Origin of the sequence: Streptomyces sp. NRRL F-2580 (assembly GCF_000720115.1) — a bacterium.
Classification (GTDB): domain Bacteria; phylum Actinomycetota; class Actinomycetes; order Streptomycetales; family Streptomycetaceae; genus Streptomyces.
Genome location: NZ_JOIR01000017.1, coordinates 1 through 15,315, shown reverse-complemented (window position 1 = coordinate 15,315; position 15,315 = coordinate 1). Strand labels below are relative to the sequence as shown.

The window sequence follows — 15,315 nt, the reverse complement described above, 5'->3', positions numbered from 1 at the left end:
GTGCGGGCGGCGGCCAGTATGGTGGACGGGCCGCCGAGCTGCCCGCGCACGGTATGACGGGCGGCGGAGCCAACCGGGAGAACCTGCCTTGAGTCGTGAAACCGACAGTTCGTCCTCCGGGCCCAAGGGGCACGGTGGAGCCGCATACCCCTCGGGGACGCCGCCGTACGGAACCGGCCAGCACCAGTCCACGACCGTGCCGTCCGGACCTGGCGCGTCGACCGCTCCAGAGGAGAACCCTGTGACCTCGAAGCCGTCCACGCCCGAATCCGACGGGCCCAAGACCGAGACCACCCTGACGACCCGGATCCGGATCAACATCCCGGGTTCCCGGCCGATCCCGCCGGTGGTCGTGCGCAAGTCGATGGGCACCAACTCCGGCCCGGCCGCCCCCGCGCCCGAGCAGGGGCCGGAGCAGACGCCCGAGCCGAAGCCCGCGCCCGCGCAGCGGCCGCAGCCGACGCGGATCGAGGCCGAGCGGGAGCCGGAGCCGGCCCAGCAGGCCCGCGCCCAGCGCCCGGCCGAAGCCGAGGAGCCGGCCCCCAGCAACTGGTTCGCCCCCCGCAAGCCGGCGGGCGCCGCCCCCGCGGGCCCGCCGCCGCCCGCCGCCGCGCAGATGCCCCCGGCCGCGTCCGCCCCGCCGCCCCCGCTCGCGCAGCGGCCCGTGCCGAGCGCCGCGCCCGGCCCGACGCCGCCTCCGCCCGCGCCGGGCGGCGGGTACGCGCCCCCGCCGGGCGCCCAGACCCCACCACGCACCCAGACCCCGCCGGCGCCGGACAGCGCCTACGCGCCGCCGCGCACCCCGCCGCCGCCCGTGGCGGACTACGGCACCGGCTACGCCCCGCCGCCTGCGCCCGCCGCCCCGATGCCCGGCGGCCCCGGCGTCGGGTCCACCCAGGGCTTCCCGGCGTACGGGAGCGGCCAGGGCGACGGCGGCCCCGTCACCGAGGCGTTCCCCGTCTACGGCAGCCAGCCCGCCGGGCCCACCGGCGGCCCCGGCTTCGGCTCCGGCCCGGTCGGCGGCCCCGGCGGCGGCCCCCGCGTCGAGGAGGCGGCGAGCTGGCCCGGCCCCGAGCTGGACGCGCCGCTGCCGACCCCCGTACCCGCACCGGCACCCGCGGCCCCGCGCCCCGCGCCCGCACAGCAGAAGGACACCGCCAAGCCCGCCAAGAGGGGCCGCTCCAAGCTGGTCCTGCTCGGCGGCGCCGTCGTGGCCCTGATCGGCGTGGCCTACGGCGCCGGGCTGCTCCTGAACCACTCCGACGTCCCCAAGGGCACCACCGTCCTCGGCGTCGACATCGGCGGCAGCCGCGACGAGGCCCTGGCCAAGCTCCAGACGGCCTTCGGCACCCGCGCCTCCACCCCGATCCAGCTCAACGTCGGCGGCAAGCAGGTCGAGCTGAAGCCCGACAAGGCCGGGCTGACCCTCGACGGCCAGACCACCGTCCGCAACGCGGCCGGCAGCGACTACAACCCCGTCACGGTCATCGGCTCCCTCCTGGGCAACGAGCGCGTCGCCGACCCCGTGATGCCGGTCGACGAGGAGAAGCTCCAGGTCGCGCTCCAGGAGCTCGCGGGCACGGCCGGCTCGGCCACCGAGGGCACGATCACCTTCGACACCGGCAAGGCCGTCGCCGTCCCCGGCAAGCCCGGCACCACCCTGGACGTGGACGGCTCCGTCGACCTGGTCACCAAGGCCTTCCGCGACCAGGTCGCCACCGGCAAGGCGGCCGTGGCCGAACTGCCGACCACCACCAAGGAACCGGCCGTCACCCAGGCCGAACTGGACCGGGCGATGAAGGAGTTCGCGGAGCCGGCGATGTCCGCCATCGCCACGGTCAAGGCGGGCGGCAAGTCCCTCCCCTTCGGCTCCAAGTCCCTGCCGAAGTTCCTCAGCATGCAGGCCGTCGACGGCCGCCTCACGGAGAAGTTCGACCTGGAGGCGCTCAAGGAGGTCTACGGGAACACGTTCGACGGGGTCCTGATCACCCGCGGCACCGGCGCCAAGACGGCGGTCACCCCGCAGGACGTCGCCGGCGCCCTCGGCAAGGCCCTGCGCGGCAAGACCACCGCCGAGCGGACCGTCGTCATCGAGACCAACGCGAGCTAGCCCGCCCCGCGTCACGACGGACCAGTGCCCCCGCCCGGACCCCGGGCGGGGGCACTGTCATGTCCGCCGCATGACATCCGTCATGCGGCACACACGACGCCCGGCACTGCCGCGCGGGACCCCGTACGGGCGAATCTCTACCCATGACGACGACGACCGCGGCACGCACCGCGAAAACCGCCACCGACGCCGACACCGTGGTCAGCTTCGAGAACGTGACGAAGGACTACGGCACGGTCCGGGCGGTCGACGGCCTCACCCTCGCACTCCACCCGGGCGAGACCGTCGCGCTCCTCGGCCCCAACGGCGCCGGGAAGTCCTCCACCCTCGACCTCCTGCTCGGCCTGCGCCCCGCAGACTCCGGCTCCGTGCGGCTCTTCGGCACCACCCCGCGCGAGGCCGTCGCCGCCGGCCGGGTCGGCGCCATGCTGCAGAGCGGCGGCCTGATGGCGGAGGTGACCGTACGGGAGATCGTCGCGCTCGGCTGCGCCCTGCACCCGCGGCCGCACCCGGTCGACGCGGTGCTCTCCCGCGCCGGCATCGACAAGATCGCCGACCGCAAGGTCGACAAGCTCTCCGGCGGCCAGGAGCAGCGGGTGCGCTTCGCCCTCGCCACGGCCGGCGACAACGACCTGATCGTGCTCGACGAGCCGACCACGGGCATGGACGTCACCGCCCGCCACTCCTTCTGGGCCACCATGCGCGAACAGGCCGACCAGGGCCGCACCGTGCTCTTCGCCACCCACTACCTGGAGGAGGCGGACGCGATCGCCGACCGGGTGCTGGTCCTCAGCAAGGGCCGGCTGCTCGCCGACGGCACCGCCGCCGAGATCAAGGCCAGGGCCGGCGCCCGGAAGGTCTCCTTCGAGCTGGACGCCCAGGAGGCCGTGGACGAGCAGGTGCTCCGCGCGCTGCCCGCCCTCACCGCCTTCGAGCGGCACGGCGCGACCGTGCGGCTCCAGTCCGCCGACCCCGACGCGACTGTCCACGCCGTGTACGCGCTCGGGCTCTACCCCCGCAATCTGGAGGTCGCAGGCCTCGGCCTGGAACAGGCCTTCATCGCCCTCACCGAGGCCGAGGAGGCCACCCTGTGAACGCCCTGATCAAGCTGGAGATCGTCCGCGCCCTGCGGAACAAGAAGTACCTCTTCTTCACCGTCCTCTACCCGGCCGCCCTCTTCCTGATGCTCGGCGGCACCCTCGACGGCACCACCAAGGTCATGGGCACCGAGCTGACCATGCCCGCCTTCTACATGGTCGCCATGGCCTCCTTCGGAGCCCTGACCGCCGTCCTCGTGGGCAACAGCGAGCGCATCGCCAAGGAGCGCGAGCAGGGGTGGGTCCGCCAGCTCCGGCTGACCGCCCTCCCCGGCCACGGCTACGTCCTCGCCAAGACCGCCGGCGCCGGCGTCCTCTCGCTCCCCTCCATCCTGACCGTCTTCGCGGTGGCGGCCGTCATCAAGGACGTACGGTTCGACGCCTGGCAGTGGCTCGCACTCACCGGCGCGATCTGGGCCGGCAGCCTGGTCTTCGCCGCGCTCGGCGTAGCCATCGGATACCTGGCCAGCGGCGACAACGTCCGTCCCATCTCGATGCTGTTCTACTTCGCCCTGTCGATCCTCGGCGGCCTGTGGATGCCCACCACGAACTTCCCGCAGTGGCTCCAGACCATCGCGAGCTGGCTCCCCACCCACGCCTACGCGGGCCTCGGCCAGGCCATCGAACTGGGCGGCGCACCGCATGCCAAGGACGTGGCGATCCTCGCCGTGTACTTCGTACTGTTCACCGGTGCCGCCGCCTGGCTGTACCGCAAGGACTCACTGAAGGCATGAACCCGTGGCACTGAAGCAGGCATACGAGGACCGCGCGGACCGGGACTTCCTCGAGATCGCCAAGCAACCGGAGAACCGTCACCAGAAGATGGTGAAGATGCTCTGGATCAGCATCTGGCTCTTCTACCTGAGCGCGCCCGTCACCGACCTGATCAGCGGCGGGCACGCCACCGGGCCCCGGATCCTCGGGACGCTGGGCCTCGCGGCCTTCGTCGCCTGGTACCTGGTGCTGGTCTTCCGCACCACCCGCCCGATGCCGGTCCGCCGGGTGCTGTTCTCCCTGGCGGTGCTCGCCACCCAGGCCACGGTCCTGTCGCTGACCCTGGGCCGCGAATGGCTCGTGCTCTTCGTCTACGTGGCCATCTCCTCGGGGGCCGCGCTGCCGGCCGAGTACTCCCGCTGGACCGTCCTCGGCACGACCGCCCTGCTGGCGGTCACGGCGAACGCGGTCCCGGGCGGTACCGCCTACCTGGCGGGCCTGCTGATCCCGGCGCTGATGGGCGGGTTCGCCATGGTCGGCGTCCGCGCGATGATCCGGACCACGATGGAACTCCGCGAGGCGCGGGCCACGGTGGCGCAGCTCGCCGCCAACGAGGAACGCCTGCGGATGGCCCGCGACCTTCACGACCTGCTGGGGCACTCGCTGTCGCTGATCACGCTGAAGAGCGAGCTGGCGGGCCGGATGCTGCCCGGGCAGCCCGACGCGGCCGCCCAGCAGGTCGCGGACATCGAACGGGTCAGCCGGCAGGCGCTGGTCGACGTGCGCGAGGCGGTGAGCGGCTACCGGCGGCCCACCCTGCCCGGCGAACTCGCCGGCGCGCGGACGGCGCTGGCCGCGGCGGGCGTGGTCGCGGATCTCCCGGCGGAGCCGTCCGGAGAGCTCCCGGAGGAAGCGGAATCGGCCCTGGCCTGGTCCCTGCGCGAGGCCGTGACGAACGTGGTCCGGCACAGCGGGGCGAAGCGCTGCCGGGTCACCCTGGAGACGCTCCAGACGCTGGACGGGCCGGTGCTGGAGCTGACGGTGACGGACGACGGCTCGGGCGGCCCCGGCGGCCCGGCCGCACCCGGCAACGGCCTGACGGGTCTGACGGAACGTCTGGCGGCGGTCGGCGGCGACCTGTCGGCGGGCTCCGCCAGCCGGACCGGCTTCGCCCTCACGGCCCGCGTCCCGCTGGCCCTAGGATCGGAATCATGACCTCACGCCCGATCCGTATCCTGCTGGCGGAGGACCAGTCGATGGTCCGCGAGGCCCTCGCCGCCCTGCTCGGCCTGGAACCCGACATCGAAGTACTCGTGCAGGTGGCCCGCGGCGACGAGGTGGTGGACGCGGCCCGCGCGCACGACGTGAACGTCGCGCTGCTGGACATAGAGATGCCGGGCATGACGGGCATCGAGGCGGCCGCGGCCCTGCGGACGGCCCTGCCCGACCTGCGCATCGTCATCCTCACCACCTTCGGCCGCCCCGGCTACCTCCGCGGCGCGATGGAGGCGGGCGCCTCGGCCTTCCTGGTCAAGGACGCGCCGGCCGCGCAGCTGGCGGAGGCGGTGCGCAAGGTCCTCCAGGGGGAGCGCGTCATCGACCCCACGCTCGCGGCGGCGGCCCTGGCGGAGGGCGCGAACCCGCTGACGGACCGCGAACGGGAGGTCCTGCGGGAGGCGGAGTCGGGCGCGACCAACGCGGAACTCGCGGCGCGGCTGCACCTGTCGGCGGGCACGGTCCGCAACTACCTGTCGACGGCGATCCAGAAACTGGCGGCGCGCAACCGCGCCGAAGCCGTGCGCGTGGCCCGCGAGAAGGGCTGGCTCTAGCAGGAGCCCCGGCTCCCGGGGCTCCGCCCCGCACCCCGTCGGGGCACGCCCCGCGGTCGCCCGCGCCGTCGCTGCCGGGGGCCGGCCCCCGGACCCGCGCGCGCCTCAAACGCCGACGGGGCTGGAAACTGCCGAGCCGGGTCAGTTCAGCAGGGCGCGGGCGGAGACGGCCTCCGCGTGGATGCGGGCCGCCGCGTCGGGGTCGATGGCGGCCACGACGTCCGCGTACGCGTCGAGCGCCACCGCGCCCTCCTGGAACGAGCCCCGTTCCACCAGCAGCCGTGCCCGCTCGTACCGCAGCGCCGCCGGGTGCGACGGCAGCAGCAGCGACAGGTCGAGCGTCCACAGGGCCACGCCCGACTGCTCCGGGCGGGTCGACGCCCAGGCCCGGATGTTGCCCAGGATCCGCAGCACGATGGCCAGGGTGCCGGCCGGCGTGCGCGGCCCCGCCGCCAGCTCCGCGGGCCCGGCGGCCAGCGACGCGCCGCCTGCGAAGGGGTCCACGACCACGCCCTCCTCGGGGTCCCCGAAGCCCACCACGAAGTGCCCCGGCAGCCCCAGCCCGTACACCGGCGCCCCCGCCCGCCGGGCGACCTCCAGCCAGACGACGGAGAGGAGGATCGGGAGGCCGCGGCGCCGCCGCAGGACCTCGTGCAGCAGCGAGGACGACAGTCGGCCGTAGTCCGCGGGGGTGCCGTGGAAGCCGAGCCGACCGCCCAGCAGTTCCGTCACGGCCGACGCCCACGCCCGCGCGCCCCGCAGCCCGTACGGCAGCATCCCGGCGAGCCGGTCCAGCTCGATCTGCGCCCAGTCCATGGCGCGTTCGTCCAGCTCGGGGTCCGCCTCCGTCGCCAGCAGCAGGCACAGCAGCGCCAGATCGGGCCGCTCCGAGCGGGCCTCCGCCGCGAACTGCTCCCGCCAGTCCACCGGACTCACCCCGCCGCCCGGTAGTGGTGGTACGCGTGGTGCGTCGCGAAGCCCAGCCCGTCGTACAGCGCCAGCGCCCCCGCGTTGTCCGTCTCGACCTGCAGCCACGCCGCCGACGCGCCCTCCTCCAGCGCCTTGCGGGCCAGCGCGGCCATCACCGCCGTCGCCAGGCCCTGCCGCCGCTCCACGGGATCGACGGTCACCGCCGAGAAGCCGGCCCACCGCCCGTCCACCACGCACCGCCCGACGGCCCGGCCCCCGGGCAGCGCCGCGAACCACACCGACGGCCCTTCCACCAGCAGCCGCCGCGCCACATCCGGGTCGCCGACCTTCCCGTAGCGCCCGAGCCACTCCTCGTCCGGGACGCGGGTCAGCCGTACGGATCCGGCGGCGGGCGCCGCCACGTCGGCCACCGTCGCCAGCGCCCCGATCCGTACCTCCGCCGACACCTCGGACGCCCAGCCCCGCCGTTCCAGCTCCGCGCAGAGCAGCTCCTGCGTGCCGACGGCCCCGGTCGCGGCCTGCACATAGGCCGGAAGCTCTCGTTCCGCATACCAGGAGGTCACCCGCGCGAGTGCATCGTCCAGCGGTATGCCCGGGTCGCCCACCGCCAGTACCGAATTGGCCCGCCGGGTGAAACCGGCGGCGGCCCGCAGGGTCCACTCGCCCAGCGGCTCGCTCTCCAGCGGCTGCCAGGACCGCGCGGCGATCCGCGACAGCTCCTCGAAGGAGGCCGCCGGACCCCGCCGCCGGGCCGGTGCCGGAGGCACGATCTTGCCCGCCACCAGGGAGGATTCCGCGATGCGGACGGACTGCCCGTTCTTCTTTGTGATCAGCAGCACACCCTGGTCCCAGGATGTGAGAACACCGACCGTGTCCGTGAACTCGGGTGATCCGCTCAGTCGGGCCTCCACCCGTCGTACAGAGACACGTTTACCCACGTCAGCCGGGGTAATTCGGACCTCCAGCAGTCCTCCGGCGTTGATTTCCACAGCTCTGTCCGCCCCTCCTGTTCGGATCGTGCCCGGGAACGGAGATACTAGGTGCGGGCATCGACGACGCCGCGCTCCCGCGCGATATGGAAAGCCCTACCGAGGAGGAACGAGAGCGTGACCTACGTCATCGCGGAGCCTTGTGTCGACGTCAAGGACAAGGCATGCATCGAAGAGTGCCCCGTCGACTGCATCTACGAGGGCCAGCGGTCCTTGTACATCCACCCGGACGAGTGCGTCGACTGTGGTGCGTGTGAGCCGGTCTGCCCGGTCGAGGCCATCTTCTACGAGGACGACACTCCGGAAGAGTGGAAGGACTACTACAAGGCGAACGTCGAGTTCTTCGACGAGCTCGGTTCGCCCGGTGGTGCCTCCAAGCTGGGCCTGATCGAGCGCGATCACCCCTTCATCGCCGCGCTGCCTGCCGGTATCAACGGCGAGCACTGACCCTTCAGGCAGGCGCGCCCCTCGGTCCCGTACGGCCTCGTCGCCGCACGGGACCGAGGCGTTTTGCGGACCCGCTACCAGCCAGTACTCAGAGAGAGCAGAGACCATCGTGGCCGCAGTATCCGACCGTCTTCCCGCCTTCCCCTGGGACAAGCTGGAGCCGTACAAGAAGACGGCGGCGGCCCACCCGGACGGCATCGTCGACCTGTCCGTCGGCACCCCCGTGGACCCGGTCCCGCAGCTGATCCAGCGGGCCCTGATCGAGGCCGCCGACTCTCCGGGCTACCCGACGGTGTGGGGCACGGTCGCCCTGCGCGACGCGATCACGGGCTGGGTGCGCGGGCGCCTCGGGGCGAGCGCCGCCGAGCACCGCAACGTCCTGCCGGTCGTCGGCTCCAAGGAACTGGTGGCCTGGCTGCCGACCCAGCTCGGCCTCGGCGCCGGCACCGGGACATTGAAAGACAAGGTCGCCTACCCCCGGCTCGCCTACCCGACGTACGAGGTCGGCGCACGGCTGTGCGGCGCCGAGGCGGTCGTCTACGACGACCCGATGGACCTCGACCCGGCCGGCGTGAAGCTGCTGTGGCTCAACTCCCCGTCCAACCCCACCGGGAAGGTCCTCGCCAAGGAGGACCTCGTCCGGATCGTGGCCTGGGCGCGCGAGCACGGGATCCTGCTCTTCAGCGACGAGTGCTACCTGGAGCTGGGCTGGGAGGCCGAGCCCGTCTCCGTCCTGCACGACGAGGTGTGCGGCGGCTCGTACGAGGGGATCGTCGCCGTCCACTCCCTCTCCAAGCGCTCCAACCTGGCCGGCTACCGGGCGGCCTTCATCGCCGGTGACGCGGACGTGCTCGGCGAACTCCTGGAGATCCGCAAGCACGGCGGCATGATGACCCCCGCCCCGGTGCAGGCGGCCACGGTGGCGGCGCTCGGCGACGACCGCCACGTCGAGGAGCAGCGCGAGCGCTACGCGGCCCGCCGTACGGCGCTGCGCGCGGCCCTGGAGGCGCACGGCTTCCGGGTCGAGCACAGCGAGGCGAGCCTCTACCTGTGGGTGACCCGGGACGAGCCCTGCTGGGAGACGGTCGCCCACCTCGCGGACCTGGGCATCCTGGTGGCGCCGGGCGACTTCTACGGCGAGGCGGGCGCGCGGTTCGTGCGCGTCGCCTTCACCGCCACCGACGAGCGCGTCGAGGCTGCGGTCAAGCGCCTCGGCTGAGCTTCTGGCGGTCCGGAACGGCCCGAGGGGGCCGGGAGTGCGCACTCCCGGCCCCCTCGGTGTTTCCCGCGGCGTCAGCCGCCCAGCGGCGCGCCACCGGGCAGTCCCGCCGGCAGGACACTGCCCACGGGCAGCTCGGACACCGGCAGCTGGGAGACCGGCAGCTCGGACACCGGCAGCTCGGACACCGGCAGCTCCTTCGTCGTGGGCAGCCCGCCGAGCAGGCCCCCCGCCTTGCCGGCCACGTCGGCGGCCGGGGCCGGCAGGGTCTTGGCGGTGGAGCCCACGGCGTCGGTGGCCGCACCCGTGACCGCACCCGCGGTCGCATCGGTGGCGGCTTCGGGCGCGTCCTGCGCGGTGAGTGCGCCCAGCTGCGGCACGGACTCCAGACCGGCGGCGCTGGCCGCGCCGGCCGCACCGACCACGGGCGCTGCCCCGGCTGCGAGGAGCAGCGCGGCACGGGCGATCCGACGGGTCAGGGGGAGAGACATGTTGCTCCTAAGCGGTAGCGGCTGAGTACGCCGTGACTAACCGCTCGCGGGGCGGGTGGAGTTGCGGTGCCGGTGGGTAAAGGATCGGTAACGGATCGTTTAATCGGCTTCCGCGACAAGCGCATCGGACACGGGCCGACCTGGGGTTCCGTCCGGCCCGGGGCCCATGGGCCGCCGAACGGATCACCCTCGCAGGAGTGAGCACTCGTACGCGCGGCCGGGTGTCCGTCCCGGTGTGCCGTCAGGGGCCCCGACGGATGGCCGGAGCCGGAGCGACCCGGCCCGGACGAGGGTCAGCGGGCCATGAAGATCCGTACCTCGCCCGGGTTCGCGTTGTGCGGGTCCCCGTCCCCGTCCTTCGGTCCGGTGCCGCCCTTGTGCTGCCACTGGCCCCGGGCCTGGCCCGCGATCCAGGCGCGCAGCCCGTAGGACACCCTGGAGATGCCCAGCTCCTTCGCGTTGGCCACCGCCCAGTGGGCCATCGCCCGGCTGCGGCGCATGGCGGCCTCGCCGCCGTTCGCCTTCTCCGTCAGCGTGACCTCGACCTCCGGGCCGCCCTTGCCGCCGGCGCTGTTTCGGCCGGCCTGGCCCGCCTGGCCGGTCTGCGGGGGAATGGTGTGCAGGCCGTCCTTGCCGAAGATCCGGATCATTTCGCTCCGCACCTTCTCCGGGTCACCCGGCCCGGTGGGCTCGGGGCCGCCGCACTCCAGGATGCCGTCGCCGCCGAAGGCGGCCGTCAGCACGGTCGCGTCCGGCTCGTGCTTCGCGTACGCCTGCGGGAACCCGCTGCGCTGCACCTTCTGCGCGGCCACCGTCAGCGGCAGCCGCGAGTACCCCGGCACGTCGACGAGGCGGTCGTAGAAGATGCCGGCCGAGTAGACGGGGTCCCTGATCTGCTCCGGCGTGCCCCAGCCCATCGAGGGCCGCTGCTGGAAGAGTCCCAGCGAATCCCGGTCGCCGTGGTCGAGGTTGCGCAGCGCGGACTCCTGCATGGCCGTCGCCAGCGCGATGGTCACCGCCCGGTCGGGCAGACCCTTCGCGACGCCGACGGCGGCTATCGTCGCCGCGTTCGCCGCCTGCTCCGGGGACAATTCGTACGATTCAGAAGTTCCGTCGTAGTTGCCCGAGTACACCCTGGCCGTGCAGTACGGGGCGCCACCGCCGTTCGAGGCGCGCTGCACGGCGAAGTAGCCGATCACCGCGAGGAGAACGAGCAGGCCGACGGCCGCGCGCAGCGGGCGGCGGCGGCGGGGACGGGGATCACGGTTCTCGGACACGCGGCCCACCGTACTTGAGGCATATGACGCGTCCATCGGCCGGACGGCGAGGCCCCGTCCCAGTCAGGGGCGTTAGGGTCAGTTCCATGTCCGAATCCGAGCTGGACCTCACCCTGGACGCCGCCGAGCTGACCGCCCGGCTCGTCGACATTCCGTCCGTGAGCGGCGACGAGAAGGCACTCGCCGACCTCGTGGAAGACGCGCTGCGCGGCCTGCCGCACCTCACGGTGGACCGTTTCGGCAACAACGTCGTCGCCCGCACGCACCTCGGCCGCGCCGAGCGCGTCGTGCTCGCCGGCCACCTCGACACCGTGCCGATCGCCGACAACGTCCCGTCCCGCCTCGACGAGAACGACGTCCTGTGGGGCTGCGGCACCACCGACATGAAGTCCGGTGTCGCCGTACAGCTGCGCATCGCCGCGACCGTGCCCGAGCCGAACCGGGACCTCACCTTCGTCTTCTACGACCAGGAGGAGGTCGCCGCCGACCTCAACGGCCTGGGCAAGGTCGCCGCGGCCCACCCCGACTGGCTGACCGGGGACTTCGCGGTCCTGCTGGAACCCTCCAACGCCGAGGTCGAGGGCGGCTGCCAGGGCACCCTGCGCGTCCTGCTGCGCACCGCCGGCGAGCGCGCCCACTCCGCCCGCAGCTGGATGGGCTCCAACGCCATCCACTCGGCGAGCCCGATCCTGGCCCGGCTCGCGGCGTACGAACCGCGCAAGCCGGTCATCGACGGCCTGGAGTACCACGAGGGCCTCAACGCGGTGCGCATCGAGGGCGGCGTCGCCAACAACGTGATCCCCGACGCCTGCACGGTGACGGTCAACTACCGCTACGCCCCCGACCGCAGCGAGGCCGAGGCGCTGGCGCACGTACGGGAGGTCTTCGCGGACTGCGGGATCGACGAGTTCGTCGTCGACGACACCTCGCCCGGCGCGCTTCCGGGCCTCTCCCACCCGGCCGCGGCCGCCTTCATGGAGGCCGTCGGGGGCCACGCCATGCCGAAGTTCGGCTGGACGGACGTCTCGCGCTTCAGTGCCCTGGGCGTCCCGGCGGTCAACTACGGCCCGGGTGACGCCCTGCTGGCGCACAAGGTCGACGAGCGGGTCGAGACCAAGGCGATCCTGCACTGCGAGGAACGACTCCGTGCCTGGCTGACCGCCTGAATTCCGCTTCCCGTCACCTTTGTGCGCCTACCCTGATCCAACGATCAGCAGGAGGGAGCACATCATGGGCAACCCCGAAAGTTCCGCTCATCGGGCCGAGGGGCAGCAGCTCGGGCCGGTGCTGAGGAGGCGGAGCCAGATCAAGGCGGGCAGCACGACCGACCAGCGGCTGCTGGATTCGGCGGGGCCTTCCGAGTGGGTGCACACCGATCCCTGGCGGGTCCTGCGCATCCAGTCGGAGTTCATCGAGGGCTTCGGCACGCTCGCCGAGCTGCCGCCGGCGATCAGCGTGTTCGGCTCGGCCCGTACGTCGGTGGACTCGCCGGAGTACGACGCGGGCGTACGGATCGGGCGCGCGCTCGTCGACGCGGGCTTCGCCGTGATCACGGGCGGCGGGCCGGGTGCCATGGAGGCCGCCAACAAGGGCGCGCGGGAGGCGGGCGGCGTCTCCGTCGGCCTGGGCATCGAGCTGCCGTTCGAGCAGGGCCTGAACGAGCACGTCGACCTGGGGCTGAACTTCCGCTACTTCTTCGTCCGCAAGACGATGTTCGTGAAGTACAGCCAGGGCTTCGTGGTGCTCCCGGGCGGGCTCGGCACGCTGGATGAGCTGTTCGAGGCGCTGACCCTGGTCCAGACCCGGAAGGTCACCCGCTTCCCGATCGTGCTGTTCGGCACGGAGTACTGGAGCGGGCTGGTCGACTGGCTGAAGAACACGGTGATCGCGCAGGGCAAGGCCTCCGAGTTCGACCTGCTGCTCTTCCACGTCACGGACGACGTGGAGGAGGCGGTGACGCTGGTCAGCAAGGAGGTCGGCGAGGGCTCGAACGAACGCGCCGCCCTGGGCGCAACCGAGGAGCTGGCCCGGGAGGCCGGCGACTAGGCGGCCGGCGACTAGGCGGCAGGCGGCCGGGCGGCCGCCGGGCCGGCCCGCCCGGCGGCCGGCCCTCATGTCAGGCCAGGCCCCGGCGGGCGACCGCCGGTGGCCGGTGGCCCTGGATCGAGGCGACCATGTCGAGGATCTGCTTCGTCTCCGCCACCTCGTGGACCCGGTAGACCCGGGCGCCGAGCCAGGCCGAGACGGCCGTCGTGGCCAGGGTGCCCAGCAGGCGTTCCTTGACCGGCTTGTCGAGGGTCTCGCCGACGAAGTCCTTGTTGGACAGGGAGACCAGGACCGGCCAGCCCGTCGCCGTCATCTCCTCCAGCCGACGCGTGGCCTCCAGCGAGTGGCGGGTGTTCTTCCCGAAGTCGTGACCCGGGTCGATCATGATCGCGTCCCGGCGGACACCCAGCGCGGCGGCGCGTTCGGCGAGGCCGACCGTGACCCGCAGGATGTCCTCCATCACGTCCCCGTACGCGATCCGGTGCGGGCGGGTGCGCGGCTCGACCCCGCCCGCGTGGGTGCAGACGAGGCCGGCGTCGTAGCGCGCCGCGACCTCGGCCAGCTTGGGGTCCACCCCACCCCACGCGTCGTTCAGCAGGTCCGCCCCGGCCTCGCACACGGCCTCGCCGACCTCGTGCCGCCAGGTGTCCACGCTGATCACCACGTCGGGGAAGCGGCGCCGGACCTCGGCCACGAAGCCGACCGTGCGCCGTGCCTCCTCGGCCGCGTCCACGTGCTCGCCCGGGCCCGCCTTGACCCCGCCGATGTCGATGATCGCGGCGCCCTCGGCGACCGCCTGTTCGACCCGGTCCAGCGCCGGCTCGTCGCGGAACGTCGCGCCCTGGTCGTAGAAGGAGTCCGGAGTCCGGTTCACGATGGCCATGATCACCGGCTCGTGGGTGTCGAACTCGCGCCTGCCCAGTCGCAGCATCCTGCTCTTTCCTCCTTCGGCGGCCCTCGCGCCTCGCCTGCGACCTTAACCTGGTGGCCGGAGTCTCTCAGGGGAGTTGATCGTGTTCTTCTTCTTGATGATCGCGCTGGTCGTGGTCGTGGCGGCGGTCACCCTGGCCGTGATCGGGGGCGGCTCGGAGGCCGTCCTGCCGGAAGCGGAGCCGGACCGCGTGGCGGACGGGCTGCCGGAGGCCCGGCCTGTCGTACGGGCGGACATCGACGCGCTGCGCCTGCCCGTCGCGCCGCGCGGCTACCGGATGGCCGAGGTGGACGACGTACTGGAGCGGCTCGCGGCGGAACTGGCCGAGCGGGACGCGCGGATCGCGCAGCTGACCGCCGCGGCGGCGGGGTCCACCGCCCCGGCGGACGCGACCGACCGGGTGGACCTCGGCAAGGGCGGTGAGCGGTGAGCGGCGTGCTGGCCGGGGCGGACGGGCTGCCGCGCTGCCCGTGGGCGCTGTCCACGCAGGACTACGTCGAGTACCACGACACCGAGTGGGGGCGTGCGGTCCGCGGCGACGACGCCCTGTACGAACGGCTGTGCCTGGAGGCCTTCCAGTCGGGGCTGTCCTGGTTGACGATCCTGCGGCGCCGCGCGGGTTTCCGTACGGCCTTCTCCGACTTCAAGATCGCGGCGGTCGCGGAGTTCGACGAGCGGGACGCGGAGCGGCTGCTGGCCGACGAGGGGATCATCCGCAACCGGGCCAAGATCGAGGCGACCCTGGCCAACGCGAAGGTCCTGGCCGGATGGGAGCCGGGCGAGCTCGACACCCTGATCTGGTCCCACGTCCCGGAGGAGCCCGGACCGGCGCCGCGGGCGGTCACCGAGGTGCCGGCCATCACCCCGGAGTCCACCGCCCTCTCCAAGGCCCTGAAGAAGGCCGGCATCCGCTTCGTCGGCCCCACCACGGCCTACGCGCTGATGCAGGCCTGCGGGCTCGTCAACGACCACCTGGCGGCTTGCGCCTCGCGCGACGCGGCCTGACCCGGGCGGGGCCGGGGCGCGGGTTGGCTGCCGGTTGGCTGCGCCGCTCGGGCCGGTTGGCTGCGCCGCGCTTGCGGGTCGGGTGGGGGCCGGTTGCGCGGGTGGGCTCCGCCGCGGGGTTGGCTGCGCCGCCGGGTGGCTGCGCCGCTTGGGCGGGGTCGGTGGGAGCCGGTTGTGCGGGTTGGCTGCGCCGCTTGGGCGGGGTCGGTGGGAGCCGGTTGTGCGGGTTG

At 73.3% G+C, this 15,315-nt stretch carries 16 protein-coding genes; 11 read left to right on the top strand and 5 right to left on the bottom strand.

Features of this window, described 5'->3' with window-relative positions:
- Positions 1-88: 88 nt before the first annotated feature.
- From IF88_RS45530 to IF88_RS0119745, 5 genes are all read left to right on the top strand, one after another.
- Positions 89-2,110, top strand: coding sequence for a hypothetical protein (locus IF88_RS45530; RefSeq protein ID WP_030713727.1), 2,022 nt, complete (start codon positions 89-91; stop codon positions 2,108-2,110).
- Positions 2,111-2,253: 143 nt separating this feature from the next.
- Entirely contained in the window at positions 2,254-3,204 is a 951-nt protein-coding gene (locus IF88_RS0119760; RefSeq protein WP_030713725.1) for an ABC transporter ATP-binding protein, read from the top strand.
- The gene (locus tag IF88_RS0119755; protein ID WP_030713723.1) at positions 3,201-3,941 is read left to right on the top strand and encodes an ABC transporter permease; all 741 of its coding nucleotides are present in this window, start codon (positions 3,201-3,203) and stop codon (positions 3,939-3,941) included. The genes IF88_RS0119760 and IF88_RS0119755 overlap by 4 nt, the downstream gene beginning before the upstream one ends.
- Before the next feature lie 88 nt (positions 3,942-4,029).
- On the top strand, positions 4,030-5,136 hold the full coding sequence (locus IF88_RS0119750) for a sensor histidine kinase (protein ID WP_051837222.1): 1,107 nt from the start codon (positions 4,030-4,032) through the stop codon (positions 5,134-5,136).
- Complete coding sequence (locus IF88_RS0119745; RefSeq protein ID WP_030713719.1) at positions 5,133-5,750, top strand: response regulator transcription factor; 618 nt, start codon at positions 5,133-5,135, stop codon at positions 5,748-5,750. The genes IF88_RS0119750 and IF88_RS0119745 overlap by 4 nt, the downstream gene beginning before the upstream one ends.
- 141 nt (positions 5,751-5,891) lie before the next feature.
- Here the strand turns inward: IF88_RS0119745 and IF88_RS0119740 are convergent, their stop codons facing one another.
- On the bottom strand, positions 5,892-6,677 hold the full coding sequence (locus IF88_RS0119740) for a transglutaminase-like domain-containing protein (protein ID WP_030713717.1): 786 nt from the start codon (positions 6,675-6,677) through the stop codon (positions 5,892-5,894).
- 5 nt (positions 6,678-6,682) lie between these two features.
- On the bottom strand, positions 6,683-7,669 hold the full coding sequence (locus IF88_RS0119735; protein ID WP_030713716.1) for a GNAT family N-acetyltransferase: 987 nt from the start codon (positions 7,667-7,669) through the stop codon (positions 6,683-6,685).
- Between the two features lie 117 nt (positions 7,670-7,786).
- On the opposite strand from IF88_RS0119735, the gene fdxA reads away from it, so the two are divergent.
- Both fdxA and dapC read left to right on the top strand, forming a co-directional pair.
- A complete protein-coding gene (gene fdxA / locus IF88_RS0119730) occupies positions 7,787-8,116 on the top strand; it encodes a ferredoxin (RefSeq protein WP_030713714.1) in 330 nt (109 codons plus the stop codon).
- A gap of 109 nt (positions 8,117-8,225) precedes the next feature.
- Complete coding sequence (gene dapC, locus IF88_RS0119725; protein WP_030713712.1) at positions 8,226-9,335, top strand: succinyldiaminopimelate transaminase; 1,110 nt, start codon at positions 8,226-8,228, stop codon at positions 9,333-9,335.
- Between the two features lie 74 nt (positions 9,336-9,409).
- On the opposite strand, the gene IF88_RS42830 is transcribed toward dapC, so the two are convergent.
- Both IF88_RS42830 and IF88_RS0119715 read right to left on the bottom strand, forming a co-directional pair.
- Positions 9,410-9,826 (bottom strand): hypothetical protein, encoded by a 417-nt coding sequence (locus IF88_RS42830; RefSeq protein ID WP_030713709.1) that lies wholly within the window; start codon positions 9,824-9,826, stop codon positions 9,410-9,412.
- Positions 9,827-10,119: 293 nt separating this feature from the next.
- On the bottom strand, positions 10,120-11,103 hold the full coding sequence (locus tag IF88_RS0119715; protein WP_234323602.1) for a hypothetical protein: 984 nt from the start codon (positions 11,101-11,103) through the stop codon (positions 10,120-10,122).
- An 86-nt stretch (positions 11,104-11,189) separates the two neighbouring features.
- Here IF88_RS0119715 and dapE point away from each other — a divergent pair, with 86 nt between their 5' ends.
- Positions 11,190-12,269: a succinyl-diaminopimelate desuccinylase gene (gene dapE, locus IF88_RS0119710; protein WP_030713700.1), complete on the top strand. Its 1,080-nt coding sequence runs from the start codon at positions 11,190-11,192 to the stop codon at positions 12,267-12,269.
- 64 nt (positions 12,270-12,333) lie between these two features.
- Positions 12,334-13,149, top strand: coding sequence for a TIGR00730 family Rossman fold protein (locus IF88_RS0119705; protein WP_078892998.1), 816 nt, complete (start codon positions 12,334-12,336; stop codon positions 13,147-13,149).
- Positions 13,150-13,219: 70 nt separating this feature from the next.
- On the opposite strand, the gene folP is transcribed toward IF88_RS0119705, so the two are convergent.
- Positions 13,220-14,080 (bottom strand): dihydropteroate synthase, encoded by an 861-nt coding sequence (gene folP, locus IF88_RS0119700; RefSeq protein ID WP_030713694.1) that lies wholly within the window; start codon positions 14,078-14,080, stop codon positions 13,220-13,222.
- 76 nt (positions 14,081-14,156) lie between these two features.
- Between folP and IF88_RS0119695 the strand changes: the two genes are divergently transcribed.
- Together IF88_RS0119695 and IF88_RS0119690 are read left to right on the top strand one after the other, a co-directional pair.
- Positions 14,157-14,510, top strand: coding sequence for a DivIVA domain-containing protein (locus IF88_RS0119695; protein WP_030713693.1), 354 nt, complete (start codon positions 14,157-14,159; stop codon positions 14,508-14,510).
- On the top strand, positions 14,507-15,085 hold the full coding sequence (locus tag IF88_RS0119690; protein WP_030713692.1) for a DNA-3-methyladenine glycosylase I: 579 nt from the start codon (positions 14,507-14,509) through the stop codon (positions 15,083-15,085). Before IF88_RS0119695 ends, IF88_RS0119690 begins: the two co-directional genes overlap by 4 nt.
- The last annotated feature ends 230 nt before the right edge of the window (positions 15,086-15,315 follow it).

Coding starts and splice junctions, on each gene's coding strand:
- IF88_RS0119760 (WP_030713725.1), top strand. CDS start 2,254: ATGACGACGACGACCGCGGCACGCACCGCGAAAACCGCCACCGACGCC.
- IF88_RS0119750 (WP_051837222.1), top strand. CDS start 4,030: ATGGTGAAGATGCTCTGGATCAGCATCTGGCTCTTCTACCTGAGCGCG.
- IF88_RS0119745 (WP_030713719.1), top strand. CDS start 5,133: ATGACCTCACGCCCGATCCGTATCCTGCTGGCGGAGGACCAGTCGATG.
- IF88_RS42830 (WP_030713709.1), bottom strand. CDS start 9,826: ATGTCTCTCCCCCTGACCCGTCGGATCGCCCGTGCCGCGCTGCTCCTC.
- dapE (WP_030713700.1), top strand. CDS start 11,190: ATGTCCGAATCCGAGCTGGACCTCACCCTGGACGCCGCCGAGCTGACC.
- IF88_RS0119705 (WP_078892998.1), top strand. CDS start 12,334: ATGGGCAACCCCGAAAGTTCCGCTCATCGGGCCGAGGGGCAGCAGCTC.
- folP (WP_030713694.1), bottom strand. CDS start 14,080: ATGCTGCGACTGGGCAGGCGCGAGTTCGACACCCACGAGCCGGTGATC.